This is a genomic window from Bradyrhizobium sp. HKCCYLRH3061 (genome assembly GCF_051168015.1).
Lineage (GTDB): Bacteria > Pseudomonadota > Alphaproteobacteria > Rhizobiales > Xanthobacteraceae > Bradyrhizobium.
On the sequence record NZ_JBNPUE010000005.1, the window covers coordinates 109,737 to 135,623 of the forward strand.

Here is a 25,887-nt window from a genome sequence, read left to right on the forward strand (position 1 = left end):
GATGCCGAGATATGAGCGCGCACCGCTGCTGAAGAAGTTTCGCGACATGGTGCGCCGTGGCGTGCCGATCATCGGCGGCGGCGCCGGCACCGGCCTGTCTGCCAAATGCGAGGAGGCCGGCGGCATCGACCTGATCGTGATCTACAATTCCGGCCGCTATCGCATGGCCGGCCGCGGTTCGCTCGCCGGCCTGATGGCCTATGGCGACGCCAATGCCATCGTGGTCGAGATGGCCAGCGAGGTGCTGCCGGTGGTGAAGTCGACCCCGGTGCTCGCGGGCGTCAACGGCACCGACCCGTTCCGCGACATGGATGTGTTCCTCGACGAGCTGAAGTCGCTCGGCTTCTCCGGTGTGCAGAACTTCCCAACCGTCGGCCTGATCGACGGCACTTTCCGCGCCAACCTCGAGGAGACGGGCATTTCCTACGCGCTGGAGATCGACATGATCGGGCGCGCGCACGACAAGGACCTGCTGACGACGCCTTACGTCTTCAATGAAGCCCAGGCCGCGGGCATGGCGATCGCGGGCGCGGACATCATCGTCTGCCATCTCGGTCTGACAACCGGCGGCTCGATCGGCGCGCAGACCGCGCCCAAGCTCGAAGACTGCCCCGGCCTGATCGACAGCTGGGCCTCGGCCGCGCTCAGCGTCAACCCGGAGATTCTGGTTCTGGCCCATGGCGGCCCGATCGCGGAGCCGTCCGACGCCGACTTCATCATGAAGCACACCAAGAACTGCCACGGCTTCTACGGCGCCTCCTCAATGGAGCGGCTGCCGGTGGAGCGGGCGCTGACGGAGCAGGTACGACATTTCAAGGCAATCAGCGCGCGGCCACGCCGCGTCTGAGGTGACAACACGAGATCCGGCAGCCCTGGCGCCTGGCGCCACGCTCGCCGGACGGAGACTGAGGGAGGAATGAGATGTCCGGGGTTCTGATCGGTGAGCTGATCCTTTGGCTGATCATCGCGATCATCGTCATCGTGGTCGCAGTCTACATCGTCAACTGGCTGTATCATCGTTCGTCGAAGGAGGTCTCCTTCGTCCGAACCGGTTTCATGGGTGAGCGCGTCGTCATCAATGGCGGCGCCTTCGTGATGCCGTTCATTCACGACTATACGCCGGTCAACATGAACGTGCTGCCGATGGGAATCACGCGCGCGAAGCAGGACGCCGTGATCACGCGTGACCGCATGCGGGTCGACGTCGAAGCCGACTTCTACGTGCGTGTGCAGCCGACCAGGGAAGCGGTGTCGATTGCGGCCGCGACGCTCGGCCGGCGCACGCTCGAACCGGAAAAACTGCACGCGTTGCTCTCCGGCAAGTTCATCTCCGCCCTGCGCGCGGTCGCGGCCGAGATGACGATGGAGCAGATGCACGAGGAGCGCGGCGACTACGTGTCCCGCGTGAAGGCGGCCGCCTCCGAGGCGCTGGCGCAGAATGGCCTGGAGCTGGAATCGGTCGCGATCACCGATCTCGACCAGACCGACCTCGAATTCTTCAACCCCTCGAACCGGTTCGATGCCGAGGGCCTGACGCGGCTGATGGAGGACATCGAGAGCAAGCGCAAGCTGCGCAACGACATCGAGCAGGACTCGATGATCAAGATTCGCACCCGCAACCTCGAAGCCGAGCGCGAGGCGCTCGATATCGAGCGCGAGAGCGAGACGGCGCGGCTGGAGCAGGAGCGCGACATCGAGATGCGCCGCGCCCTGCAGCGGACGGAAGTGGCGCGCGAGCGGGCGCTGCGCGAGACCGAGGCCGAGCAGGCACAGATCATGGCGCGCGAGGCGATCGAGAAGGCGCGGATCGCGAACGAGCTGACGATTGCCGAGGCCCGAATCGCGGCCGAGCGCGACACGCGGCAGCGCGAGATCGAGCGGACGCGTGCCGTCGAAGAGAGGGAGCTGCTGGCGCGCGAGGATATCGAGAAGGCTCGTATCGCCAATCAGCGGGCCATCGATGCCGCGCGGATCGAATCCGAGCGCGAGGTGCGCCAACGCGATATCGAGCGGACCCGCACCATCGAGGAAGCAGAGATCGCGGCGCGCGAGGCGGTCGAGAAGGCGCGGATCCAGCAGGATCGCGTCGTCTCCGATGCGCGCATCGCCAATGACGAGGAGACACGCCGCCGCGAGATCGAACGCACCCGCGCGGTCGAGCAGGCGGAGATCGCCGCGCGCGAGGCGACCGAGAAGGCGCGCATCGCGCAGACCATGACCGTCAATCTGGAGCGCATCAGCTCCGACGAGCGCACCCGCGCCACCGAGATTGCCCAGGTGCGCAACATCCAGGAGGCCGAGATCGAGGCGCAGAAGGCGGTCGAGGCCGCCCGGATCGCGCGCGAGCAGGCATTGTCGGCAGAACGGATCGCTGCCGAGCACGCCACGCGCAAGCTGGAGATCGAGCGCAACCAGGGCGTCGAGATCGCCGGCATCGCCGCGCGCGAGGCGACGGAAGCCAGCCGCATCGCGCAGGAGGAGCGGGTGCGTGCGCTGGAGATCGCGCGCATCCGGACCATCGAGGAGGCGGACATCGCCTCGCGCGAGGCGATCGAAGCGGCCCGCATCGCCCAGGAGCTGGCTGTAACAGCCAAGCGGATCCAGTCGGAGAAGGAGACGCGCAGCCTGGAGATCGAGCGCACGGAGGCCGTCGAGGCCGCCGATCTGAAGCGTCGGGAGGCGGTCGAGCGGCGTCGCATCGAGGTCGAGCTGGCGCTGGAGGCCGAGCGCATCGCCTCGTCGCGGACGCGCGAGGTGCTCAACATCGACCAGAAGAAGGCGATCGAGCTCGCCGACGAAACCCGCGTGATCGAGCTCGCTGCCAAGCGCGCCGAGCGCATCGATGCGGATCGCCAGGTCAAGGAAGCCGAGATCGTTGCGCGCAAGCAGGTCGAGACCGCCGATGTCTCGCGCGAGCAGGCGCTGGAGGCTGTCCGGCTGGAGCGTCGCCGGGCGATCGAGCAGCTCGAGGTCGCGCGCGTCCAGTCGCTGCAGGAGGCCGAGATCGCGGCCCGTGAGGAGGTCGAACGCGCCCGCATCGCCTCCGATCGCGGTCTCGACGAGGCCCGCATCGGCCGCGAGCGCGAGCTGCGCAAGCTCGAAGTCAATCGCGAGAAGGACGTCGAGACTGCGCTGATGGAGAAGGCGATCGCGCTGTATCAGAAGTCGCTGGAGGAATCCGCGGCCAAGGTCGCGGCCGAGGAGGCGCGCACGCGCGCAACGGAAGCGGCAGAGAAAGTGGTCACCGCGCGCGAGAGCGAGATCGCCCGCCGCCGTAAGACCGTCGAGGTGCTGCTCGCCGAGAAGCAGGCCGAAGAGACGCGGATCGCGGCCGAGGCCGAGCGGGTTCGTGCCGCGGTCGAAGCCGAAGCGCAGAAGCTGCTCAACGAGGCCGAGAACGTCCTGACCGATCAGGCGCGCTACTCGCTGTTCCGGCGCAAGCTGCTCGACCGCATCGAGGGCATCGTGCGTGAGAGTGTCAAGCCGATGGAGAAGATCGAGGGCATCCGCATCCTGCAGGTCGACGGCTTGAACGGCAATGGCGGCAACGGCAATGGCGGCCGCAGCGCGACCGACGAGGTGATCGACTCCGCGCTGCGCTACCGCGTGCAGGCGCCGCTGATCGACTCCATCCTCTCCGACATCGGAGTCGAGGGCGGCAGCCTCGCCAAGATGCCCGGCCTGATCCGCGAAGCCAGGGACATGCAGGGCATCCGGAAAGAGACGTCCGCGCGCAAGGATGCAGGCGGCGGAGGTGGAGCAAATGATGCCAGCCCATCCGAGCCGCCAGCCGACCGCGGTCCGCGCAAGAAGGGGTGAGGCACCATGGCGAGAGTCTACGTCTCCACCGTCGTCAATGCCCGCAACGACCGGGTGTGGGCGCGGGTGCGCGATTTCAACGGCCTGCCGAACTGGCATCCGGCGATTGCCGAGAGCCGCATCGAGGGCGGCGAGCCCGCCGACAAGATCGGCTGTGTCAGGGATTTCAGGCTGCGCAATGGCGACCGCATCCGCGAGAAGCTGCTCGGCCTGTCCGACTACGACATGTTCTGCACCTATTCGATTTTGGAATCGCCGATGGGCGTGTCGAACTACGTCGCGACCTTGCGCCTGACGCCGGTTACCGACGGCGACAAGACCTTCCTGGAATGGACCGCCGAGTTCGACTGCGCCCCGGAGCGCGAGGCCGACCTGGCCGGCTCGATCGGCGGCGGCGTGTTCCAGGGCGGCTTCGATGCGCTCAAGCGGGCGTTCGGAGGCTGACGCCGTGCCGCACGTCGTCAAGAGCACCATCATCGACGCGCCGACTGACCGGGTGTGGGAGGTGCTGCGCGACTTCAACGGTCATGATCGCTGGCACCCGGCGGTGGCGACCTCGGCGATCGAGCGCTCGCAGACGTCCGACAAGATCGGCTGCGTCAGGCGCTTCCGGCTCAAGGACGGGTCGGAGTTGCGCGAGCAACTGCTGGCGCTGTCCGATCTCGAACAGAGCTTCAGCTACTGCCTGCTCGACACGCCGATCCAGCTGTTCAACTACGTCGCCCATGTCCGGCTGCTGCCGGTCACCGATGGTGATCGCACCTTCTGGCACTGGGAGAGCCGCTTCACGACGCGGCCCGAGCAGGCCGAGGCTCTGACGCGCATGGTGGCGGAAGACATCTACCAGGCCGGCTTCGAGGCGATCCGATCGCATCTGAAGCAGGCGGCATGAGCAAGAGGTGAACCGATGCCGGTCACGGTGAAGACGTTTCAGGCCGCGAGCGACGCGGCGTCGGCGCTGTCGTCCGATCGCGCAGCCCGCTATCTCGGCGGCGGCACGCTGGTGATGCGCGATCTGAACGAAGGCGACGTCTCGATTGCGACCGTGGTCCGCGCGACCGACCGCGCGCTGCAGAGCATCGATGCGGCGGGCGCGCGCATCCGCATCGGCGCCGCGGTCACTTTTGCCCGCGTGCTGGCCGAGCGCGAGCTTGCGTTCCTGCATCCGGCGGCGCGCTCGATTGGCGGGCCGGCGGTCCGCAACATGGGCACCGTCGGCGGCAATTTGTTCGCGCCTGCGCCATTCGGCGATTTCACCGTGGCGCTGCTGGCGCTGGACGGCATGGTCTCGGTGCAGGGCGGCTTCGGCGTCAGGGACATGCCGCTGGAAGAGTTTCTGCAGTCGCGCGATCGCCAGGCTGGTGCGCTGGTCGTTGCGGTCTCCTGCATTCGGCCGGCATCGGTGGATGCGTTCCGGTATCGCAAGATCGCCCGCATCAAGCCGAAGGGCGGATCTGTGATCACGATCGCGGCGCATGTTCCCCTCGGCGGCGGTCGCGTGACGGGGGCCCGGATCGCGCTGGGATCGATGGCCCCGACCGCCATCCGCGCCAAGGCGGCCGAGCGCGCGCTCGAAGGCCGTCCGCTCGATGCCACCGCGATCAGCGCGGCGGCTGCGGCGGCGGGCGAGGGGACGGCTCCCACGGACAATTCGCTGGCCAGCGCGTGGTACCGCCGCGAGGTCGTGGGCGTGCATCTGCGGCGGCTGTTGTCGGGGCAGGAGAGCTAGGCCATGACAAAGACTCCCCTTCAATTCCGGCACAACGGCCGCGACGTCGCGCTGTTCGTCGAAGGTGGTACCAACCTCCTGGTCGTGCTGTGCGAGATGATCGGCGACGTCACGCCGAAATTCGGCTGCGGCCAGGGCGGATGCGGCGCCTGCACGGTGCTGATCGATGGCGATGCTCATCTCTCGTGCCTGACCCTGGCGGAGTCCGTCGAGGGCCGTGCGGTCGAAACGCTCGACGGCATCAAGGCCGGGCCGAACCTGCATCCACTGCAGCGGGCGTTCGCCGACGGCTTCGCCGCGCAATGCGGCTATTGCACGCCGGGCATGATCATGGCGGCCAAGGCCCTGCTCGACAAGACCCCGCAGCCGAGCCGCGAGCAGGTCGTCGAGGCCATCTCCGGCAATATCTGCCGCTGCACCGGATACGAGCCGATCATCAATGCGGTGTTGGCGGCGGCCGCGTCGCTGCGCGCGAGCGCGTGAGGAGAGATCGCCATGCTGGAATTGCGCAAGGACATCTTCGCCGACGAGCGCGACGACAATCTCAACGAGGTCGGCAAGGGCACCCAGCGCCAGGACATGCTGGGCCATGTCACGGGAACCTCGACCTATTTCAACGATCACAAGCTGCAGGGCATGCTGCATCTGAAGGTCGTCAGATCCACGCAGCCGCATGCGCGGCTGCGCCGCATCGACACCAGCGAGGCCGAGCGGAGCGAGGGCGTGCGGCGGATCATCCGCGGCGCCGACGTGCCGCGCAATCTCAACACGCTGCTCAGCCTGATCAATTTCGGCAAGGACGACGAACCGACGCTCGCCGTCGACAAGGTGCGGTACCGCGGCGAGCCGATCATCGCCGTGGTCGCCGAGACGCCGCGCGCGGCAGCCGAGGCGGCGGCCAGGGTACGCGTCGACTATGAGACCTTGCCCGCAGTGTTCGACGTCGAGGAGGCGCTGAAGCCGGGGGCGCCTGTCGTCAACGAGACCTATCCGAAGAACACATTCACCTATCACGAGCGCTACGATCATCAGAAGCTGCGCTTCGGCGACGTCGAGCGTGGCTTCTCCGGCGCCGATCATGTCTTGGAACAGCGCTACCAGATGTCTCCGATCGAGCATGCGCCGGTCGAGACCAACGGCTCGATCGCCGCGCCCGACACCAACGGCCGCTACGTGGTCTATACCTCGACCCAGGCGCTGTTCTTCTCGCTCGACACCTGCGCCAAGATCCTCGATCTGCCGTCGAACACATTCCACTTCATCGGCGGCACGGTCGGTGGCGGCTTCGGTGGCAAGGTCGACACGCTGACCGAGCCGCTCGCCATTCTCGCTGCGATGTTGACGGGGCGCCCGGTGCGCTACGTGCTCGGGCGAGAGGAGGAGATGCAGTTCGGGCCGCCCCGCGGCGCCGAGCGCATCTACATCAAGGACGGGGTCATGCGCGACGGTCGCATCGTGGCGCGCCAGATCCGCGGCTATTTCGATTCTGGCGCCTATACGCGGCTGTCGAGCTACGCGGTGGTCAAATGTGCCGCGCACCTGCCGGGGCCCTACACGATCCCGAACGTCCATGGCGACATCTACTGTATCTTCACCAACCGCACGCCGGCCACCGCGATGCGGGGCTTCGGCATCACCGGTATGGACTTCGCGCTCGAATGCCAGATGGACAAGCTCGCGCATCTGATCGGCATGAACCCGATGGAGTTTCGTATCCTCAACGCCTATCGCGACGGCGATATGAAGGCGCATCGCCGCGAGGCCAAGAACACCGCCCTGATCGAATGCGTCCAGGTTGCGGCCGAGAAGGCCAAATGGCCGATCCGCGAGGAATTCCGCCGCATGTCGTCGCGCAAGGACGGCGGCGGCGCGCGGGCCGCCGTTCCCTCCACGCCGCGTGAGCCGGTGAGCGCGCGGCCTGCGCCGGCGCAGCAGCGCACGAGCTATGACCGGGGGCTCCCGGTTTCTCCACCTCCTGAGCCGCCGTCACCACCCCCACAGCGCCCGGCACCGGCTCCCGCACACGGCGCGACGCGGTTCTCGTCGGTATTCGGCACGAGGAGGCGCTGACATGACCAGGCACCGCGGCCGCGGCATGGCGGCGATCAACTATCCCATCGGCATGAATCTCGGCGGCGATCCGAGCCAGGCGCTGGTGCACTCCAATCCCAGCGGCAAGTTCACCGTGGCGCTGTCTTCGATCGATCTCGGACAGGGCATGAAGTCGGTGACGCGGCAGATCTGCGCCGAGACGCTCGGCGTGCCGGTCGAGGACGTCTATGTCGACACCGCCGATTCCGACACCGGCCCGCATTGCATGGGCTCGTTCGCCTCGCGCGGCACGCATCGCGTCGGCAATGCCGTGATGGCTGCCGCCAAGGAGGCGCGCGGCGTCATGATGGAGGCGGCGGCCGAAGAGCTCGAGGTCAACGCTAGCGATCTCGAGACCGATGGCCGCGGCAACATTCACGTCAAGGGCGCGCCGCATCGCTCGATCTCGGTGAAGGACGTCGCCATCGCCGCGCAGTTCCGTCAGGGCAAGACGATCTCCGGCCGTGGCATCTTCCTGGTGCCGCTGTCGGAGGTGGATCCCGAGACCGGCGAAATGTCCCCGGCGACCTGCTACGCGCATGCGTGTCTGGTTGCCGAGGTCGAGGTCGATGACGAGACCGGCGAGGTCGGTGTGGTCAGGATGGACAGTGCCTATGAGCTGGGACGCGCGCTCAATCCCCGCCTCGTCGAGCAGCAGCTGGTCGGCGGCGCCTGGATGGGCATGAGCCACGCGCTCTACGAGACGACGGAGCCGTATTACCCGGACCCGAAGCAAGGACCGCGCGACTTCGTCGAATACCTGATGCCGGGACCTGGCGACATCTGTCCGCACGACATCGCCGTGCTGGAGCGGCCGGCGCCCGACGGGCCGTTCGGCGGCAAGGGCCCTGGCGAAATGTGTGCCAATCCGGTGCTCCCTGCCATCGCGAATGCGATCTTCAACGCCGTCGGCGTGCGCATCGACGAGCTGCCGATCACGCCGGAGAAGGTGCTGCGCGCGATCAGGGCCCAGGGCGGCGCCCGGCCACAGACGCGGCGGTGACGCAGCATGGTGGTCCGCAGCAACATCGTCGGCATCGACTCGCCGCAGGCGCTGGAAAAGGCACTGCGGGCGGCCTACTATCTCGCCGATGACGGGCTCTCGACCGCGGCCTATCTCGCCCTCGCGCTGGGCAAGCCGCTGCTCTTGGAAGGCGCACCCGGCGTCGGAAAAACCGAGGCGGCGAAGGCGATCGCTGCAGTGCTCGGCCGCAAGCTGATCCGGCTGCAATGCTACGAAGGCATCGACGCCGCGGCGGCGCTCTACGAGTGGAACTATCCGCGCCAGATGCTCGCGATCCGCCAGGCCGGCGAGGAGAGCATCGACATCTATGGTGAGACGTTCCTGATCGAGCGGCCGATGCTGGCCTGCCTGCGTGCGCCCGACTCGACGGTGCTGCTGATCGATGAGATCGATCGCGCCGACCAGGAGTTCGAGGCGTTCCTGCTCGAATTCCTCTCCGACTTCCAGATCTCGATTCCAGAGCGCGGCACGATCCGTGCCGCCGAGCGGCCGATCGTGGTGCTGACCTCGAATCGGACTCGTGACCTGCACGAAGCGCTGCGCCGCCGCTGTGTCTATCATTGGATCGACTATCCCGATGCGGAGCGCGAGGCGCGGATCGTGATGATGCGGGCCTCCAGTGTTGCCGAAGCGACCGCGCGGGCCGTGGTGGCTGCAGTGGCGAAGCTGCGGCGCGAGCCGCTGAGCAAGGCGCCCGGGATTGCCGAGGCGGTTGATTGGGCGGAGGCGGCGACGCTGCTCAACCAGACCGGCGCACGCTGGCCCGATGCGTTCAAGCGCGCGATTGGCGTCGCGCTGAAGGATGAGGAGGATCTGTCCTTCATCGCGCCGCGGCTCGACGCGATGCTCGCGGAGGCGATGACATGAGCGAGCCCCGCCTGCCGCAGGCGACTGAGATCTTCATGACGTTCGCTGCTCTGCTGCGGCGGAACGGCTTCGCGATCGCACCCGAGCAGACCACCGCCTTTCTCGCTGCGATCGAACTGCTGGGGCCAACCAGCCTCGACGATATCCGGCGGGCCGGGACGGCGACCCTGGCGCCGCCGCCCGAGCGGCTTGCGACCTACAATCTGCTGTTCGACATCCATTTCGGCGTTGCCGAGGCGACGGCCTTCGGCGAGAGCGACAGGCAGGATGATGTCGTGCGTCTCCAGGAGGAAGGGAGCGGCGCTGTCGATTCCGATATCGCCGAGGAGCAGAACGAGTCCGGTCTGGCGGCCACGCGTGCCGAGGCGCTGGTCGCGCGCCGCTTGGCTGCGACCACAGGCGGCAACGTCCTGCAGCGTCTCGCGCGCCAGGCGCGTGCCAAGCTGCCGAAGCGGCGCGGCCATCGGCGCATGCGCGCGCGGCGCGGCAGCTTCGTCGACCTGCGACGGACCCTGCGTGAGAGCGTAAGGCGCGACGGTGAGGTGCTGTCGCTGCGGCGGCTGAAGCGACGGCCTCGATTGCGACAATTGCTGCTGCTGATCGATGTCTCCGGCTCGATGAAGGCGCGGACCGAGGACAACATGCGGCTCGCCCACGTGATGGTGCAGGCCGTACCCCAGGCCGAGGTGTTCACGCTTGGGACACGGCTGACACGCGTGACGCGGCCCTTGCGGCTCAAGCGGCGCGAGCAGGCGCTGCTCGCTGCCTCTCATCTCGTCAGCGACTGGGACGGCGGCACGCGTATCGGCGAGGCGCTGCAGGCCTTCCTCGCGGTGCCGCGGTTCTCGACCTACGCGCGGGGCGCCGCCGTGCTGGTCATCTCGGATGGGCTCGAGCGTGGTGACCATCACGTGCTCCGTGACGCCGTGTGGAAGCTGTCGCTGCGCGCCTGGCGCCTGAGCTGGCTGACGCCGCTCGCGACGGGGCCCGGATTCAAGCCTCAGACCGAAGCGTTGCAGGCGATCGCGCCATTCGTCGACGACATCGCAGCCGGCGGGTCGGACGAGGCCATCGTCGCGCATGTGCTGTCGCTGGCACAGAGGAGGGCGGCATGACCGGATATGTCGATGCGCATCATCACATCTGGCGTCAGGCCGATCTGCCCTGGCTGGTCGGGCCGATGCAGCCGCGGATTTTTGGCCCCTACGAGCCGATCCGGCGCGACTACGCGATCGGGGAATATCTCGACGACATCGCCGGCAGCGGCGTCAGGAAGTCGGTCTATGTGCAGACCAACTGGGCGAAGGACGGCTTCGAGGACGAGGCCGCCTGGGTGCAGCGAACTTCTGAGCAGCATGGCTTTCCGCATGCGATCGTCGCCTATGCCGATCTGAGCGTCGACGATGCGCGGCCGCAGTTCGACCGGTTGGCGCGCTACCCGCTGCTGCGCGGGGTCCGGATGCAGCTCCACTGGCATGAGAACCCGCTCTATCGTTTCGCTTCGTCACCAGACCTTTGCAGCGATAACCATATCCGCGCCAACATCGCCCGGCTCGCCGACTACGGCTGGTCCTTCGACCTGCAGGTTTTCGCGCCGCAGATGGCTGGCGCCGCGGCGCTTGCCGAGAGCTGTCCGTCCGTGACTTTCATCCTTCAGCACGCCGGCATGCCGGAGGACCTGTCCGCACATGGTCGCGATCAATGGCGAGCCGGAATGCAGCGGCTGGCGAACTGCAGCAACGTCGTCAGCAAGCTCTCGGGCCTCGGCACCTTCATTCGCCGCAACGATCCGGCGCATGTTGTCGAGGTGGTGCGGGAGACGATTGGAATGTTCGGGCCCGAGCGCTGCCTGTTCGGCTCGAACTTTCCGATCGAGAAGCTCTGGACCGACTATCGCGCACTGGTGGGAGCCTATGAGGCTGCCATCCAAGACCTCGACGAGCATGCACGCGCGCAGGTCATGGGAGGGACGGCGCAGCGCGTCTATCGGCTGGGATGATACCGCCTGCAACGACAACAAAAGCAACAGGGAACGCTCATGGCGCTGGAAATCAAGGTTCTCGACTATGGTGACATCGAGCTCGAATCGAGCTTCCTCGTGCTTGGCCGCGATTGCGGCCGCACCCGCCGGGTGCTGACGCTCGGCTTCCTGATCCTGGGTGGCCCGTATCCGGTCGTGGTCGATACCGGCTACCGCTCCAACCAGATCATGGAGACGCTGGGCATGCGCGGGCTGCAGTACCATGAGAACATGATCGAGAACCAATTGGCGCGCCACGGCGTCCGCATGGGCGACGTCCGCTATGTCTGCCACACCCATCTGCACATCGATCATGCCGGCAAGGACGACCTGTTCCCGATGAACACGACGGTCGTGCTCAACCGCCGCGAGCTCGAATACTCCGTCTCCGGCCTGATGCATCCGCAATATCCGGCGCCGGACATCAAGCATCTCATCGACCGGCTGCACACCAAGAGCGCGCTGCGCTTCCTCGACCTCGAGCTCACCGGCCCGGTCGAGCTGATGCCGGGCGTCTATTGCGATGCTGCGAACGCCCATACCGAGGGCTCGATGAACATCCACGTCCACACCGCCGACGGCATCGCCACCATCTGCGGCGACGTCATCTACGATTTCAACGACCAGATCGTGACGCCGTTCAACGAGATCCAGGATGGCGAGCCGCGCACCACCGGCAATCACGGCACCACCAAGCGTGCCGAGAAGGCGGCGATCAAGAAGCTGTTGTCGAGCTCGCGCTATCTGTTGCCGGTGCATGATCGTCCCGCCAAGATCGAAGGCGGCGTCGTAACGGGGCGGCTGCATGACCAGGTGCCGGGTCCGATCGTGCAGTCGCTGCCGCAGCGGCACTGGTTCCCGGCGTGATCCGCACGAGGCACAACGATGACACACGTGACCTTGCGACCTGAGTTCGAGACCCTGGTCGACCCCTACGCGCCGGTGGCGCAGGTGGCGACCGGCTTCGAGTTCACGGAGGGGCCGATCTGGCATCCCGTCGAGCAGTTCCTGCTGTTCTCCGACATGCCGGCTGATGTCCGCCGCCGCTGGGATGCGAAGCGCGGCGTGGTCGAGATGCGGCGGCCCTCGAACAAGTGCAACGGCATGACCTATGATGCCGAGCTCAACCTGATCGTCTGCGAACACGCGACGTCGTCGCTGGTGCGCGAGCGTCCCGACGGCCGCCGCGAGATCCTAGCGTCGCATTTCGAGAACCAGGAACTCAACAGCCCCAACGACGTGTGCGTCCACTCCAGCGGGGCGATCTACTTCTCCGATCCGTGGTATGGCCGCATGCCGGTCTATGGCGTGGAACGGCCGCGCCAGCTCGGCTTCCAGGGCGTGTACCGGGTGGCGCCGGGCGGCGGGCCACCGCGGCTGCTCGTTGACCGCCATCTGTTCGACCAGCCCAACGGACTGTGCTTTTCGCCGGACGAGAAACTGCTTTACGTCAACGACACGGTGCAGGCGGTGATCCGCGTGTTCGACGTCGGCGGCGATGGTGCGCTGTCGAACGGACGCATCTTTGCAAGCGGCATCCGTTCCGAGCTCGAGCCCGGCGTGCCCGACGGTATGAAATGCGATCAGCGCGGCAATGTCTGGGTCACCGCTCCCGGCGGCGTCTGGGTCTACGCGCCCGGCGGCGAGCTGCTCGGCAAGGTCCGCGTGCCGGAGCTCGTCGCCAACCTCGCCTGGGGCGGGGCTGATTTCCGCACGCTCTATCTGACCGCGACGCATTCGGTCTACGCGATCGCAACCAAGATCGGTCCGCGCCACGAGACGTATATGAGCGGGCGGACTGGCAGCAACGCCGCGCCGGCCACCGCGTCTTCGGCCCCGCAGCTCGCTGCTGGCGACATGCAGCTCGACCCGCGCCGCTGCGCCATGATCATCCAGGACCTGCAGAACGATGTCATCATGGATGGCGGCGCCTTCGCCGAGTCCGGAGCGCCGGGGCACGCCAGGCAGCAGCGTGTTATCGACAATGTCCGGCGGCTCGCTGAGGCCGCCCGCGCGCGCGGCGTCGTCATCATTCACGTCTGGTTCGTGGTCGAGCCCGGCGCCCCCGGCGTGACCCTGAACGCGCCGTTGTTCGAGGGTTTGGTCGACAGCAAGGCGATGGTGCGCGGCAGCTGGGGGGCCGCGCCGGTCGCGGGGCTGGAGCCGCGGAGCGGGGACTTCGTCGTCGAGAAGATGCGGATGAGCGCCTGGGAGGGCACGCGGCTCGAGACCATTCTCAAGGCCACCGGGCGCGACGTCATCATCAACACGGGGGCCTGGACCAACATGTCGGTCGAGCACACCGCGCGGACCGGGGCGGACAAGGGCTACTTCATGGTGGTGCCGGAGGATTGCTGCTCGACCATGAACGCGGACTGGCACAATGCGTCGATCAACTTCGCCATGCAGAATGTTGCTGTCGTGACCACGGCCGACGCGGTGATCAGGGCACTTGGGTGAGGCATGCCAAAGCTGCTGCATCTCGTCGCCTCGCCGCGGGCGGATTCGGAATCCAGCGCCGGCGCGCGCGCCTTCCTGGACCGCTTCAGGCAGGCGCGGCCGGGATGGGACGTCGACGAGATGAATCTGTGGCGCGAGAATCTGCCGGAGTTCGACGGTGAGATTTTGCAGGCGAAGTATGCCCGCATGGGCGGCCGCACCTTCACCGACGGCCAGCGCGGGGCGTTCGCGGCGGCCGAACGCATGGCGGTGCGGCTCGATCTGGCCGAGCGCGTCGTGATCTCGACGCCGATGTGGAATTTCGGCATTCCCTACAAACTCAAGCACTGGCTCGACATCATCAATCAGCCGGGCCTCACCTTTCGCTTCGATCCGTCGCGTGGCTACCTGCCGCTCCTGAAGGATCGTCCGACGCTGGTGATCCTCGCCAGCGGCGGCGACTTCACCACCGGCATCAGCCGGGGGCGGACCGACCTCGCGACGCCCTATTTGCGCGAGGCGCTGCGCTTCATGGGTCTTCGCGACCTCCACTTCGTGGCGATCGGGCCGACCAGCGGACCGGCCACGCACACCGCCGCCGCACGTGAGCGGGCGCACAGGCGGCTCGCCGAGATGGCCGCACGATTCTAGCTGATGCGACGTTCCCGATTGCGATCCGACGGCAGACGAGACGGACTCAGCCGACGAGGTCGACTGCGGCTCCAGCCGCGTCGATCAGGTGAACACGTTCGATCTCGGTGCGGGGCAGCAGTGCACGGATCTCGGGCTCCGACATCAGGCTGAACGCGGTCGAGAGCGCGTCCGCCGCCGTTGCATTGCCGGCGACCGTGGTCACGCTGCGATAGCGCTGCGCGCAGCCGCCGCTGTGCGGATCGAACAGATGATTGAAGCGGCCTTGTGGATCGAAGCGGAGGCCATAGGCGCCTGACGTCGATACGGCCCGATCGATGATCGGTAGCATCGCGGCGATCCGATCGGGATTGTCAGGGTCGGCGATCCCGACCTCCCAGGGCCGCGCGTCCGGCCGTGCGCCGATGGCGCGGGCTTCGCCCATGTCGACCAGGCTGTGCTGTACACCCTCGCCGCGCAGCAGCTCGACGATCCTGTCCGTGACATAGCCCTGCGCGATGCCATTGAGGGTGAGCGCCATGCCGCGCGGCATGACGATGTGATCGCGACTGACGCTCAGCCGCTGATGGCCGACCCGCATCAGCGCCTCTTGCACGGCCGCCTGCGGCGGGCCGTCGGGATTGGCATCCGGGCGCGAAAAATGATCGGCGTAGAGCGTCCACAGCGGCTGCACGGTCGGGTCGAAGCGGCCGTCGGTCATCGCGGCGTAGCGCTGCGAGCGTGTGAGGATGTCGACCAGCTCGGGCGCGGGGTCCACCAGCACGCCGGTGCGGTTCAGCGTCACCAGCGCCGATTGCTCCAGATACAGGCTGAACAGGCGCTCGAGCCGCCGGGCTTCGCCGATCGAGACCGTGATCAGCCGTTCGGCTTCTTGCCGGTCGCGGTGATGAAGCTTGATCGTGGCGACGGCGCCGAGCAGCGTGCCGCGCCATTCGACCAGTCCGCTTGTGCTGTCGGCCGCATGCGCCCTGGAAGGAGCGACCGCGAGGCCCGCCAATGCGGCGCTGATGCGGATGAAGCGCCGACGCGAGAGCTGATTTGTCATCGTTGCACCTCAGGCGTGTCCTTGTGGCCCGGCTCGATCGCGCCGGCGTTGTCGTCGGGCGAGCTCAGCACATAGTCGCGCGGCACCTCGGTGAAGCCGACGATGCGGCCGCCGTGCTCGGCAGCGAATCGCTCGGCCGCGCTCCGATCCGAGAACGGCACCGCCTCGTCGCTGCCCATGCCGCTCCTGACCCGGCTGCCGATCACGAACACCGCCTTGCGCGCCTCGACCCAATTGTCGGCGCCCGGATTGTCCCAGCTCGCGGCTTTGCCCATGTCGGAGACGTAGATCGCCTGGATGTCCTTGGGCTCGTCGGGCAGCATCGTGAAGGCGATGGCGTCGCGCGCGGAGGAGAACCACACCGGCTCGATCAGGCTGGCGGCGAAGATCTGTCCCTTGGGGCCGGAATGCTCGAGCAGGTTCATTCCGCAATAATGCCCGATCGCCTCCGCCGTCAGCTTGACCGGCGGCGGCGGCGCGGCGGCCTGCTTGTCGTTGCAGGCGGCGAGCGCAAAGGCGACGATGAGCGCGCCGGCGTAAGCGAGGCGTTTCATAGCTCTCTCCGGGAGAAGGCCAGCGCGGCGCCTGCGAGCGGCACCAACGTCCACAGCACCAACGCGGTGAGCAGCACCCCAACCGACAGCGTACTGCTGCCGGCGAGCCCGGCCATGCCGGAGAACAGGCTGACATTGGCGAAGCCGGTCAGGTTGAGCAGCCGGTAGGCGTCGGTCGGGTTGAGCAGCAGCAGCGCGCTGAGCACGCCGCCGGAGACGTTGCGGCCCTGGTCGATGACCAGAAGGCCGAGCAGCGCCATGTCGTAGATCAGGACGAGCGCGAGCCACAGGCCAATGCAGACACCCGCTGCGGTGCCGCGGTCGCGCACGACTGCGCTGACCAGATAGCCGATCGCGACGAACACCGCGCCAAGCAGAACGGAGGAGCCGATCATCGCGGCGAAGGCCGTGAGCCCGTCGCTGTCGAAGTGGCTGCCGGCGATCAGCAGCGCCACCGCGGCTGCGCTATAGCCGAGGCAGGTCGCGAAGGCGAGCACGGCAAGATGTCCGAGGAACTTCCCGAGCAGCACCTGCCAGCGCGCCACGGGATAGCTGAGCAGCAGCAGCATGGTGCCGCGCTCCATGTCGCCGACGATGGCGTCGTGCGAGATCAAAAGCGCGATCAACGGGATCAGGAAGATGGTCAGGCTCGACAGGCTGACGATGACGACGTCGAGTGCGCGCGCGCCCACGGTGCCAGTCGGTGCGCTGCCGAGAAAGGTCAGCGACAGCGCGAGCCCTGCCAGCAGCAGGGTCGACGCCAGCACCCAGCGGTTGCGGATCGCCTGCTGGATTTCCTTCGCGGCGATGGTGATCACGGCATTCATTGCGAACGCTCCGCGTGGCGCAGGAAATGCGCGTAGAGCTCGTCGAGATTGGGCGGGATGAGCTCGAGATCCTGCACGGCGGTGCCCTCGGCCGTCGCACGGCGCAGCAGAGCGATCTTCTCGTCCGGCGCCGCGTCGATCTCGACAATGTGGCCGTTGATCCGACGATAGGAGGTCGCCTCCGGCAGCCACGAGGGCCGGCCGGATAGCGGCAGGTCAGCGACCTTGACCCGGATCCGAGTCGGCAGTCGCGCGAGGCGGCGCAGTTCGTCGAGCGTGCCGTCGGCGACCTTGAGGCCCTTGTTCATGATGATGACACGGCCGGCCCTCTCCTCCAGCTCGGTCAGCGCATGCGATGACAGCAGCACCGTCGTGCCCTCGGCGGCGAGCTTCTGGATCACCTCGTAGAACGTCTGGCGCAGTTCGGGATCGAGACCGGTGGTCGGCTCGTCCAGCAGCAGCACGCGTGGCCGGCCGATCAGCGCCTGCGCCAGGCCAAGCCGCTGGCGCATGCCCTTCGAGTAGGTATTGACGCGGCGCCCGGCAGCGTCGCCCAGCCCGACGACATCGAGCAGCGCCAGTGCGCCGCTCACCGGCTCGCGTTTGAGGCGGGCGTAGAAGGTTTGCGTCTCGCGGCCGGTGAGCGCGGCATCGAAGGCGACGTTCTCCGGCAGATAGCCGAGCCGACGCCGCGAGGAGAACTCGCCGGCGGCCGGGTTTTCGCCGAGCAGCGCGATCGTGCCCTTGGTCGGCCGGATCAGGCCGAGCATCATCTTCATCAGTGTGGTCTTGCCGGCGCCGTTGTGGCCGATCAGGGCCACCATCTCTCCGGCCGCGAGATCGAATGACACGCCCTTGACGGCTTCGACCTTGCCGTAGTGCTTGATCACGTCGGCGATATGGACGGTCGCGCTCATCGGGTGCTGCTCCCGGCGGCAGTGCGGCGCGCCGGCGGTGGCGACATCAGCGGATGGCTATCGACCACCCCGCCGGGCAGGATCGCCGGAAACTGCGCCTGCGCCCAGCGGATGACCTGCACGGCCGGGCTGTTGATCAGGACTTTGGCGGCCGGCGCCGTCCACAGCACGCGGTCGATCAGATCGTTCGGCCGGTAGGCGGTGTCGGCAACGCCGTCGCCGTTGAGGTCGAAGCCGGGATTGTCGCTCCAGTAATTGCCGCGGCCGTTCTTCGACCAGTCGAGATGGCGGGTGCCGACATATTTGATCTGGCTGGCGTTGTTGACGAAGGCATTGCCCCGGATGTCGTTGCCTTCGGAGCCGGCGGTGAAGTGCACGCCGATCTCGCAGCCCTCGAACCAGTTATTGGTGATACGATTATTGTTCGTGTTGTAGATGAACACGCATTTCTCGGGGCCGGGACGGACGCCGCCGCTCGGCGTGAACACGCTCTTGTCGGTCAGCGGCACGCCTTCGTCGGTGCCGCGGTTCTCGGCGGTCGCCCAGCGCTCCGCCGGCTGCAAGCCGCCGATCACGCTGTTGCCGGAGATCTGCGAGCCGTTGGTCGCGTTGAACAGCATGCCGCGATCGCGGTCGTGGTCTGAGACGTTGTCCTTCACGACCAGGTTCTTCGAGAACATCATCGCATAGCCGATGATGTTGCCGACCGAGACGTTGCCGGTGATCTCGCCGTCATTGGCGTACATGTAGTGGACGGCAAAGCGCAGCTCGCTGAAGCGGTTGTGGCAGAACGTGTTGTTGCGGCTGGTAATGGCGAACACGCCATCGCGGCCATAGCGGATGTCGTTGTCGATCACCTTGGCGCCCGGCGCGTTCCAGACCGAAACGCCATTGCCGGTGCCGCCGGGCAGCGTCGCGCGCAGGCCGATGATGCTGTTGTGGCGGACCATGGCATTGGCTGATCCGTGCAGATAGACGCCGAACAGATTGCCTTCGATCCGGTTGTTCTCGATCAGCGTGTCGTGCGCGCCCTGGTCGACGAAGATGCCGGAATCCATCTTCTCGAGCGAGCGGCCGGATCCTTTGAGGACGAAGCCTCGAATGACGGTACCCGGTGCCGTGACGGTAATGACGCTCCCATGCCCATCGCCGGTGATCACCGCGCCATGCGCGCCTGTCAGTGTCAGGCGATGGGAGATCCGCAGCGGCCCGCGATAGGTGCCTGCGGCCAGCGCGATCTCATCGCCGTCGGCCGCGCGATCGAGGACGTCCTGCAAGTCGGCAATATCGGCCGCGATCTGTCGTGTCGCCGCTGTTGCGCGGAAGGGCAGGCCGGCGACGACGAGCGCCGCCAGCCCCAGAGTCTTGATATGGCGCATGCGCCGCATCGCTCACGCGTTCTGCGGCGAGACCAGCATGCGTCCGCGCATTTCCATGTGCATGGCGTGACAGAACCATGTGCAGAAATACCAGTACACGCCGGGCTTGTCGGCGATGAACGTCACCGACGAGGTCTGCTGCGGATCGATCTCCATGTTGACGCCGTAGTTCACGATGCAGAAGCCGTGCACCAGATCCTCGACGTCGTCGATGTTGGTGACATAGACGGTCACCTCGTCACCCTGCTTGACCTCGAACTTCTCGAGCGCATAGGCGGGCGCGCTGGACCACATATAGACGCGCACCTTGTTGCCGTCGCGGATCACCTTGGCGTCGCTCTCCAGTGTGACGCCGTCGGCTGCGGCCTGCTTGCGGGCGTCGGCGAAGAACGGGTCGTCGCGCTTCCAGATCGAGGTCACGCGGCCCTCGAGCTTGGAGCGGTGCACGATGACGGCGTCGTGCGGCTCGGCGAAGCTCGGGCCGTCGTGCACCAGCTCCATCTTGTCGCCGGTGATGTCGATCAGCTGGTCGTTTTCCGGCTTCAGCGGCCCGACATTCAGGAAGCGGTCCTTGGAGAACTTGTTCAAGGACAGCAGCCATTTGCCGTCGGCTTCCTTGGTCTCGCCCATCGAGGCGTGGTTGTGGCCCGGCTGATAGTGGACGTCGAGCTTCTGGATGATGGGGTTGACCTTCTCGCCCTTGAAGGCTCGCTTGGCGAGATCGATGCTCCATTTGCAGACCTGGCTGTCGAGGAACAGCGTAGTGTAGGCATTGCCCCGGCCGTCGAAGGCGGTGTGCAGCGGCCCGAGGCCGAGCTCCGGCTCGGCCACGACGACGTCGCGCGGCTTGATCTTGTCGTCGAACAGGTTGTCGATCAGGCGGACGTCGATCACCGTGACCGTCGGCGCCAGCTTGCCATTGGCGACGACATGGATGCCGTCGGGGGCGGTGTTGAGGCCGTGCGGGCTGTTCGAGACCGGAACGTAGCGCGTGTAGGGCGAGCCCTTGCGGCCGTCGATGACGGGAACGCCGTTCATCTCCTTGAAGTCGCCCTTCTTGACGGCTTCCTCTATGCGCTTGATGTTGAAGATCGTCACCCAGTCCTGCTCGCTTGCCGTCATCTCGGCCAAGGTAACGCCCTTTTCCGAGTTGTAGCAGGTGGAGAAGGCATATTTGCCCTGGTAGTCGCAATCGGTGTTGTCGAGATTGCCGTCGACGATCACCTGCCAGGCAACCTTCATGGTATCGCCGTCGACGGCCGAGAACATCGACCAGTATTTAGACTTGTCGTCGAGCACCTTGCCGTCATTCGGTAGCGGCACCTCATATTCGCCGTTGCAGAACACGTAGCCGGTGCGCGGGAACTTCTGCGGCCGCATGCCGTGGATGGTGTACTGGTTCGGCAGCTCGATGATCTTGTCGCATTTCATCACGTCGGTGCGAATGCGCGCGAGGCGGGTGTTGGCCTTGTCGTTGATAAAGATGTAGCGGCCGTCATATGTGCCATTGGTGAACGACATGTGCGGATGGTGGCAGTCGCCGTTCATCCAGATGCCGAGCCTGTCCTTGAGCCGCTCGCGCGTCTCCGGCAGCAGCCCCTCGGTCATGATCTTGCGGCTCTCGTTGGTCTGGCCCCAGCCGGTGGCGCTGCACCGGTTGAAGACGGGGATGCGCATCAGCTCGCGCATCGACGGCATGCCGATGATCCGCAGCTCGCCGGTCTGGCCGCTGGAGAAGAACACGTAGTATTCGTCGAGCTCGCCGGGGGCGACCTCCGCCTTGCCGGCGCCCTGGGCCGAACGTGGTTGCGCGGCGGCCGGCGCGGTCTCGACGCTCTTGCCAAGTCCAATGCTGCCGGCTACGCCGGCCGCGCCCAGTGCGGCGGTGCCGACGATCTGCCGGCGGCTGATTTTTGTCTGGTCGTCGTCTTGCGCCATCGTCGTCTCCTTATGATGGATGGGTGAGATCGTTGGAGGGGGCCGTCGCCGCCATCGGCTGGCCGGCATGGGTGATCACGGTCTTCGGACCGGATTTCGCGGCGCGCATCGACGGCGATGACATCGCCTCGAATTTCTCGCGCTTGAGCCGGACCTGGATCATGTGCGGGCAGCGCTGATCGTCGTAGTAGAGCTTCTGGCAATGCATGCAGTAGATGCATTCATTGACGTTGATGTGTCCCTCGGGATGGATCGACTGCACCGGGCATTCCTTGGCGCAGCGCTGGCAGGGCGAGCCGCACTCCTTCCAGCGACGCAGCCATTCGAAGGTGCGGATGCGTCCGGGAATCGCCAGTGCCGCGCCCAGCGGGCAGAGATAGCGGCAGAAGAAGCGTTCGATGAACAGGCCGATGCCGAGCAGCGCCGCGGCATACAGCACGAACGGCCAGCTGCGCGAGAATTTCAGGATGATCGCGGTCTTGAACGGCTCGACCTCCGCGACCTGTTCGGCGAGCGCGACCGAATAAAGCGACAGGCCGAACAGGCCGAGGAAGATGATGTATTTGATCGGCCAGAGACGCTCATGCAGACCCCAGGGTACCGTGATCTGCGGCACCTTGAGCCATTTTGCCACTGTGTTGGTGAGCTCCTGCAGCGCGCCGAACGGACAGAGCCAGCCGCAGAACGGCCCGCGGCCCCAGAACAGCAGTCCAGCCGCCGTTGCCGCCCACAGGATGAAGATCAAGGGCGCCGCGAGGAAGAACTCCCAATGGAAGCCGGTCAGCAGCGCGTTGACGAAGGTGACGACGTTGACGACCGAGAGCTGGGCGTTGGCGTACCAGCCGAGCCAGACCAGCACGAACAGGAGATAGGCGCGGCGGACCCAGGTGTAGAGCCGGGGACGGCGCACCAGAACGTTCTGGAAGAAGAAGATCCCCGTGAGCACGGCCAGCGCCAGCGCGGTGATGCCGATGGCGACCATCTGCGAGCGCCAGATGCGCATCCATAACGGCTCTTCGGTGTCGTCGGCGACCGGTTGCGCCGTGGCTGGGGCGGGACGTGCGGTCGTCGCCTTCGCTGCCGGCACAGCGGGGCGCGTCTGCTGCTTCAAGTAGGCGTCGGGCACCGTGTAGTCGATATCGAAAGTCAGGAACGCCTTGTCGTGGCTGCCTGTGCTTCGTTGCACCAGGAGCTGGAGCTGCCATGGCTCGGTCGGGTCGAGCGTGAATTCGGGCGGCGTGACGAACAGTCCGATCTCGCGCAGGGCAGGGGCGCCGGCGGCGGCCAGCGCACCGAGTCGCATGTGGTTCTTGTCGCGGAACCGTGTGCTTCCGCCCTCCTGCAGCACCTCGATGCGGTCGAAGATGCCGCCTCGGACATAAGCGGAGCCCTTGAACGAGTAGATGCCGTCGCCGGCGACGACGATCGCCTGCTGTCCGGGCTGCAATCGCTGCTTGAGTCGCTGATAGCCCTCGTCGCCGAGCAGGCTGCGGCCGATGGTGGGCACGCTGACCATGGCCACATACAGATCAACGAAGGTGTCGCCGGCATCGCCGGGCTCCGGACTTTGCGCGGCCGCCGTATTGCCCGACTTGGCGAACGCATCGTTGACGTCGCCGATGCTGAGATGCAGGCGCCGCACCGAGCCGTCGCCGAGCAGGCTGCTCCAGTCGCGGATCTCGCTCTTGTCGGGATCGACCGTCCTGGTCACGCCCGGCTGTGCCGCGGCGGTGCTCGCCGCTGCGCCGGCACCGATGCGGCCGCTGCGGATCAGGCGCGTGGCGGCGCGCACGATGCTGTCGTGCATCACCAGCACGGTGACCGTGGCACCTGAGACGATGTCGGCCTGCGGCGCGTGTTCTGCGCCTTGCGCAATCGGCATCATGTCCTTGCCGAGCAGGCCGTTGAGTGCGGCAACGATGCGTGGCTCGGGAATGCCGATCAGCACGATCGGCTCCTTGTGATCGACCAGCTTCAGCCCGGTGATGACGCCCTTGGGATCGATGCCGACGAGGATGTGGATTGGCTTGCCCGAATAGCCGACGGAATTGGCGAAATCGGAGTTGAGATAGACGTAACCCTTGAGCTGATCGCCGCGATACACCGGCATGATCGGCGGCTCGCCTTGCGGCACGCCGAAACGGTCCGCATTGGGGAAGAGATCGCCCGGCGTGATCTTCGAGAGGTAGGTTGCGAGATCGCCGGCCGCATGTGCTGCGCGCGGGGCCGCGATGGCGCAGAGCCCGATGAGGATTGCTACCAAGATAGCAGGCATGCGCCACCGATTGGTGGCGACATCACTCGCAACCATGATCACCTCAAAAGGAACGGTCGGCCCACGAAGGAGCCGTATTCCAGTTAGGACTGTTTCGGGAAGGAAGGATCGTCGCCATTGACAATCCCTGAGATAGAGTCAGGCTAAATTGACTCCTTATCGTGCCGGTTGTCTAGTGGGTCGCAATCCGACGGACGTTGCGCTGGATCAAACAGGCCCGGACAATCAGGCGGACTATTATATGTTGTTATCACGCACGCTCTCGCTCAAGTCGGAACCGGCCGGGAACCTGCATTCGATCGACGAGCTGTTCGCGCTCGCGAATGCGATGGAGCGGGAGGCGGCCGATCGCTACGACGAACTGTCCGGAGAGATGCAGCGTCAAGGCCGGCTCGATCTGGCCGACGTCTTCGCAAGGCTGGCCGCGGCCGAGCGCGAGCATGTCGACAGTGTCGCACAGTGGTCGCAAGCGCGTACGGGGCGTGCCCCCGATGCGTCGCTGGTGCGCTGGCAGCCGCCGGAGACCTTTGAGCCCGGCGCCGCGCGCGAAATTCAGGATTCGCGGTTGATGACTCCTTACCGCGCGCTGTCGATGGCGGTGCGCAACGAGGAACGGGCCTTTGCGTTCTGGTCCTATCTCGCCGCATTTAACGATGTTCCCGAGGTCAAGAGGGCGTCCGAGGCCATGGCGCGGGAGGAGCTCGGTCATGTCGCGACGCTGCGCAAGGAGCGGCGCCGTGCCTATCATCTTGAGACCGACGCCAGGCGCGCGGCGTCAGTGGCGTCGGACGCCTGCACGATCGACGCCGGCCGGCTGGAGCGTCGACTCGCCGAGCTGCTCGACGCGATGGCGGCGCGCGCCGCAGGCCGCCCGGCAGATCGCGTGGGCGAGCTTGCGCGCGAAGCCGCGGCAATGGCATCGGACGTTGCGGGCCTGTTGCGCCTGCCGGCTGGGCTCGCGCAAGCCGATGCAGCCGTGCTGGCGGAAGCGCTCGCGGACGCGTATCTGGAGCATGCGGAGCGAGCGACCGAATCGGACCGGCTCGGTCTCATGCAGCGGCTGGCGTCGCAGGCGATCGCGCGGCTGGCCTGGCTGCGGTCGCTCGGTTGAGTCCGACTGCAGCGCTGCTCGGCGAAAGACAAGGGTCGCCCAGCCAGGCTGGACGACCCGGTCATTATGAGGCTCAGTTGCGGGTCGGCGCCGGCACGGCGGTGCGGTTCGCCGGCACCGTGACGGGCTGGAAGGAGAACACGTCGCGACTGCGCGGATCGACGGTCACCTTGAGCCAGCGCACGTCGTTGTTGCCATTGCCCTGATTGTCGCCGAACGTTTCGACGCGAACGAAGTTCTCAAGCCGCTGGCCGGCAGCGTTGAGGAACGGCTGGTCGATCCGGAAGTAGTGGGAATCGCCGTGGACGTAGGCGACCGGCTTGCGGAACGCCTCGACCTCGGTACGCAGCGCAGTCAGGAAGCTGACGAAGCCATCGGGCTGCCCGTCGGTTTCGGCGAGCGTCTTGGGATCGCGCAGCGGCGCACGCGTCGGGTCGGCTTGGTCCCAGCCCGGGTTGCCCTGGGTGATGAACATCACCGCAGCGGAATTGCGCCTCTTGGCTTCAGCGAAGGTCTGCTGCATCCACAGAATCACGGCCGTATTGCGCGCATTGTATTCGTCCGGATCGGGGTTGGTGTCGCAGAGATTGTTGCAGGATCCCTGGATGTTGAGCGTCGCATAGGTCACGCGGCCGAGGGTCCAGCGGCGATTCTCGACGCAACCGACCTTGGTGCCATTGGCGCTGAGGCACAGCGGATCGGTCTGCACCTCCTGGCGCAGCTTGCGCTGGCCGAGCGAGAACGGTGTCGAGAAGAATATCTTGCGCTCGTAGTCGAGCCGGTCGCGCGAGTTGAAGCCGCCGTTCGACGGGCGATCGCAATCGACCCAGTCGTTGTCGCCCGGCGTGAACATCGCCGGCGCCTCGAAACTGTTGAAGAACGCCAGCGCCTGGGCATAGAGGCCGGCGTCGCAGGCGGAATTGGAGCCCTGCTTCAGGTCGCCGTCATGCGCCGTGAACTTCAGCCGGTGGGCGTTCATGTCCGCGATCAGGTTCGGGACGCCGACGGTGGCCTGCAGCGTGGAGTAGGGTAGGTCGCCCCAAAGGCCGATGGCGTAGCTGTCGTCATCGTCGTCGAAGCCGTGGTCGTGCGCGAGGCTTGGCGCGGCAGCGGCGAACGCGAGCAACGACACCGTGACCGACAATGTGAGCAGTTCGTGAAAGGCAGATTTGAATGATGATCGAAGTGACATTCTGCAAGA

23 protein-coding genes are annotated in these 25,887 nt (G+C 66.4%); 15 read left to right on the forward strand and 8 right to left on the reverse strand.

The window, feature by feature from the left end; all coding sequences use genetic code 11:
• The first annotated feature begins 1 nt into the window (after position 1).
• The 14 genes from ACQR2C_RS11240 to ACQR2C_RS11305 all read left to right on the forward strand — a co-directional run bounded on the left by ACQR2C_RS11240 (position 2) and on the right by ACQR2C_RS11305 (position 14,640).
• Positions 2-847, forward strand: coding sequence for a phosphoenolpyruvate hydrolase family protein (locus ACQR2C_RS11240; protein ID WP_315802951.1), 846 nt, complete (start codon positions 2-4; stop codon positions 845-847).
• A 74-nt stretch (positions 848-921) separates the two neighbouring features.
• Positions 922-3,819: a flotillin domain-containing protein gene (locus ACQR2C_RS11245; RefSeq protein WP_434873055.1), complete on the forward strand. Its 2,898-nt coding sequence runs from the start codon at positions 922-924 to the stop codon at positions 3,817-3,819.
• A 6-nt stretch (positions 3,820-3,825) separates the two neighbouring features.
• Positions 3,826-4,263 carry an SRPBCC family protein gene (locus tag ACQR2C_RS11250; protein WP_315802953.1) on the forward strand — a complete coding sequence of 146 codons (438 nt, stop codon included), beginning with the start codon at positions 3,826-3,828 and terminating at the stop codon, positions 4,261-4,263.
• A gap of 4 nt (positions 4,264-4,267) precedes the next feature.
• Positions 4,268-4,711 (forward strand): SRPBCC family protein, encoded by a 444-nt coding sequence (locus ACQR2C_RS11255; protein ID WP_315802954.1) that lies wholly within the window; start codon positions 4,268-4,270, stop codon positions 4,709-4,711.
• 15 nt (positions 4,712-4,726) lie between these two features.
• A complete protein-coding gene (locus ACQR2C_RS11260; protein WP_434881132.1) occupies positions 4,727-5,548 on the forward strand; it encodes an FAD binding domain-containing protein in 822 nt (273 codons plus the stop codon).
• Between the two features lie 3 nt (positions 5,549-5,551).
• A complete protein-coding gene (locus ACQR2C_RS11265; RefSeq protein ID WP_434881133.1) occupies positions 5,552-6,031 on the forward strand; it encodes a (2Fe-2S)-binding protein in 480 nt (159 codons plus the stop codon).
• Positions 6,032-6,043: 12 nt separating this feature from the next.
• Positions 6,044-7,618 (forward strand): xanthine dehydrogenase family protein molybdopterin-binding subunit, encoded by a 1,575-nt coding sequence (locus ACQR2C_RS11270; protein WP_434881134.1) that lies wholly within the window; start codon positions 6,044-6,046, stop codon positions 7,616-7,618.
• A 1-nt stretch (position 7,619) separates the two neighbouring features.
• A complete protein-coding gene (locus ACQR2C_RS11275; protein ID WP_315802958.1) occupies positions 7,620-8,642 on the forward strand; it encodes a xanthine dehydrogenase family protein molybdopterin-binding subunit in 1,023 nt (340 codons plus the stop codon).
• A gap of 6 nt (positions 8,643-8,648) precedes the next feature.
• On the forward strand, positions 8,649-9,530 hold the full coding sequence (locus ACQR2C_RS11280; protein WP_315802959.1) for an AAA family ATPase: 882 nt from the start codon (positions 8,649-8,651) through the stop codon (positions 9,528-9,530).
• On the forward strand, positions 9,527-10,645 hold the full coding sequence (locus ACQR2C_RS11285; RefSeq protein ID WP_434881135.1) for a VWA domain-containing protein: 1,119 nt from the start codon (positions 9,527-9,529) through the stop codon (positions 10,643-10,645). The genes ACQR2C_RS11280 and ACQR2C_RS11285 overlap by 4 nt, the downstream gene beginning before the upstream one ends.
• Positions 10,642-11,529 carry an amidohydrolase family protein gene (locus ACQR2C_RS11290; RefSeq protein WP_434881136.1) on the forward strand — a complete coding sequence of 296 codons (888 nt, stop codon included), beginning with the start codon at positions 10,642-10,644 and terminating at the stop codon, positions 11,527-11,529. Before ACQR2C_RS11285 ends, ACQR2C_RS11290 begins: the two co-directional genes overlap by 4 nt.
• 39 nt (positions 11,530-11,568) lie before the next feature.
• On the forward strand, positions 11,569-12,417 hold the full coding sequence (locus ACQR2C_RS11295; RefSeq protein WP_434838940.1) for an MBL fold metallo-hydrolase: 849 nt from the start codon (positions 11,569-11,571) through the stop codon (positions 12,415-12,417).
• An 18-nt stretch (positions 12,418-12,435) separates the two neighbouring features.
• Positions 12,436-14,010 (forward strand): isochorismatase family protein, encoded by a 1,575-nt coding sequence (locus tag ACQR2C_RS11300; protein WP_434881137.1) that lies wholly within the window; start codon positions 12,436-12,438, stop codon positions 14,008-14,010.
• Positions 14,011-14,013: 3 nt separating this feature from the next.
• Positions 14,014-14,640, forward strand: coding sequence for an FMN-dependent NADH-azoreductase (locus tag ACQR2C_RS11305; RefSeq protein ID WP_434881138.1), 627 nt, complete (start codon positions 14,014-14,016; stop codon positions 14,638-14,640).
• A 46-nt stretch (positions 14,641-14,686) separates the two neighbouring features.
• Here ACQR2C_RS11305 and ACQR2C_RS11310 read toward each other — a convergent pair whose 3' ends face one another.
• Genes ACQR2C_RS11310 through ACQR2C_RS11340 form a run of 7 tightly spaced genes read right to left on the reverse strand, consistent with a single transcriptional unit; the run spans position 14,687 to position 23,611 of the window.
• Positions 14,687-15,685: an FAD:protein FMN transferase gene (locus ACQR2C_RS11310; RefSeq protein ID WP_434881139.1), complete on the reverse strand. Its 999-nt coding sequence runs from the start codon at positions 15,683-15,685 to the stop codon at positions 14,687-14,689.
• The gene (locus ACQR2C_RS11315) at positions 15,682-16,239 is read right to left on the reverse strand and encodes a nitrous oxide reductase accessory protein NosL (RefSeq protein ID WP_316180582.1); all 558 of its coding nucleotides are present in this window, start codon (positions 16,237-16,239) and stop codon (positions 15,682-15,684) included. The genes ACQR2C_RS11310 and ACQR2C_RS11315 overlap by 4 nt, the downstream gene beginning before the upstream one ends.
• Positions 16,236-17,066, reverse strand: coding sequence for an ABC transporter permease (locus tag ACQR2C_RS11320; RefSeq protein WP_434881140.1), 831 nt, complete (start codon positions 17,064-17,066; stop codon positions 16,236-16,238). The genes ACQR2C_RS11315 and ACQR2C_RS11320 overlap by 4 nt, the downstream gene beginning before the upstream one ends.
• A complete protein-coding gene (locus ACQR2C_RS11325) occupies positions 17,063-17,983 on the reverse strand; it encodes an ABC transporter ATP-binding protein (RefSeq protein WP_316216180.1) in 921 nt (306 codons plus the stop codon). Before ACQR2C_RS11325 ends, ACQR2C_RS11320 begins: the two co-directional genes overlap by 4 nt.
• Positions 17,980-19,371 carry a nitrous oxide reductase family maturation protein NosD gene (locus ACQR2C_RS11330; RefSeq protein ID WP_434881141.1) on the reverse strand — a complete coding sequence of 464 codons (1,392 nt, stop codon included), beginning with the start codon at positions 19,369-19,371 and terminating at the stop codon, positions 17,980-17,982. The genes ACQR2C_RS11325 and ACQR2C_RS11330 overlap by 4 nt, the downstream gene beginning before the upstream one ends.
• A 3-nt stretch (positions 19,372-19,374) precedes the next feature.
• A complete protein-coding gene (gene nosZ / locus ACQR2C_RS11335) occupies positions 19,375-21,300 on the reverse strand; it encodes a TAT-dependent nitrous-oxide reductase (protein WP_316216182.1) in 1,926 nt (641 codons plus the stop codon).
• Between the two features lie 10 nt (positions 21,301-21,310).
• Positions 21,311-23,611 (reverse strand): 4Fe-4S binding protein, encoded by a 2,301-nt coding sequence (locus ACQR2C_RS11340; protein WP_434881142.1) that lies wholly within the window; start codon positions 23,609-23,611, stop codon positions 21,311-21,313.
• Positions 23,612-23,816: 205 nt separating this feature from the next.
• Here ACQR2C_RS11340 and ACQR2C_RS11345 point away from each other — a divergent pair, with 205 nt between their 5' ends.
• Positions 23,817-24,686, forward strand: coding sequence for a ferritin-like domain-containing protein (locus tag ACQR2C_RS11345; protein ID WP_434881226.1), 870 nt, complete (start codon positions 23,817-23,819; stop codon positions 24,684-24,686).
• A gap of 73 nt (positions 24,687-24,759) precedes the next feature.
• On the opposite strand, the gene ACQR2C_RS11350 is transcribed toward ACQR2C_RS11345, so the two are convergent.
• Positions 24,760-25,878 (reverse strand): hypothetical protein, encoded by a 1,119-nt coding sequence (locus tag ACQR2C_RS11350; protein WP_434881143.1) that lies wholly within the window; start codon positions 25,876-25,878, stop codon positions 24,760-24,762.
• Positions 25,879-25,887 lie beyond the last annotated feature (9 nt).

Coding starts and splice junctions, on each gene's coding strand:
- ACQR2C_RS11240 (WP_315802951.1), top strand. CDS start 2: ATGCCGAGATATGAGCGCGCACCGCTGCTGAAGAAGTTTCGCGACATG.
- ACQR2C_RS11245 (WP_434873055.1), top strand. CDS start 922: ATGTCCGGGGTTCTGATCGGTGAGCTGATCCTTTGGCTGATCATCGCG.
- ACQR2C_RS11250 (WP_315802953.1), top strand. CDS start 3,826: ATGGCGAGAGTCTACGTCTCCACCGTCGTCAATGCCCGCAACGACCGG.
- ACQR2C_RS11260 (WP_434881132.1), top strand. CDS start 4,727: ATGCCGGTCACGGTGAAGACGTTTCAGGCCGCGAGCGACGCGGCGTCG.
- ACQR2C_RS11265 (WP_434881133.1), top strand. CDS start 5,552: ATGACAAAGACTCCCCTTCAATTCCGGCACAACGGCCGCGACGTCGCG.
- ACQR2C_RS11270 (WP_434881134.1), top strand. CDS start 6,044: ATGCTGGAATTGCGCAAGGACATCTTCGCCGACGAGCGCGACGACAAT.
- ACQR2C_RS11275 (WP_315802958.1), top strand. CDS start 7,620: ATGACCAGGCACCGCGGCCGCGGCATGGCGGCGATCAACTATCCCATC.
- ACQR2C_RS11280 (WP_315802959.1), top strand. CDS start 8,649: ATGGTGGTCCGCAGCAACATCGTCGGCATCGACTCGCCGCAGGCGCTG.
- ACQR2C_RS11285 (WP_434881135.1), top strand. CDS start 9,527: ATGAGCGAGCCCCGCCTGCCGCAGGCGACTGAGATCTTCATGACGTTC.
- ACQR2C_RS11290 (WP_434881136.1), top strand. CDS start 10,642: ATGACCGGATATGTCGATGCGCATCATCACATCTGGCGTCAGGCCGAT.
- ACQR2C_RS11295 (WP_434838940.1), top strand. CDS start 11,569: ATGGCGCTGGAAATCAAGGTTCTCGACTATGGTGACATCGAGCTCGAA.
- ACQR2C_RS11300 (WP_434881137.1), top strand. CDS start 12,436: ATGACACACGTGACCTTGCGACCTGAGTTCGAGACCCTGGTCGACCCC.
- ACQR2C_RS11305 (WP_434881138.1), top strand. CDS start 14,014: ATGCCAAAGCTGCTGCATCTCGTCGCCTCGCCGCGGGCGGATTCGGAA.
- ACQR2C_RS11310 (WP_434881139.1), bottom strand. CDS start 15,685: ATGACAAATCAGCTCTCGCGTCGGCGCTTCATCCGCATCAGCGCCGCA.
- ACQR2C_RS11315 (WP_316180582.1), bottom strand. CDS start 16,239: ATGAAACGCCTCGCTTACGCCGGCGCGCTCATCGTCGCCTTTGCGCTC.
- ACQR2C_RS11320 (WP_434881140.1), bottom strand. CDS start 17,066: ATGAATGCCGTGATCACCATCGCCGCGAAGGAAATCCAGCAGGCGATC.
- ACQR2C_RS11325 (WP_316216180.1), bottom strand. CDS start 17,983: ATGAGCGCGACCGTCCATATCGCCGACGTGATCAAGCACTACGGCAAG.
- ACQR2C_RS11330 (WP_434881141.1), bottom strand. CDS start 19,371: ATGCGGCGCATGCGCCATATCAAGACTCTGGGGCTGGCGGCGCTCGTC.
- nosZ (WP_316216182.1), bottom strand. CDS start 21,300: ATGGCGCAAGACGACGACCAGACAAAAATCAGCCGCCGGCAGATCGTC.
- ACQR2C_RS11340 (WP_434881142.1), bottom strand. CDS start 23,611: ATGGTTGCGAGTGATGTCGCCACCAATCGGTGGCGCATGCCTGCTATC.
- ACQR2C_RS11345 (WP_434881226.1), top strand. CDS start 23,817: ATGTTGTTATCACGCACGCTCTCGCTCAAGTCGGAACCGGCCGGGAAC.
- ACQR2C_RS11350 (WP_434881143.1), bottom strand. CDS start 25,878: ATGTCACTTCGATCATCATTCAAATCTGCCTTTCACGAACTGCTCACA.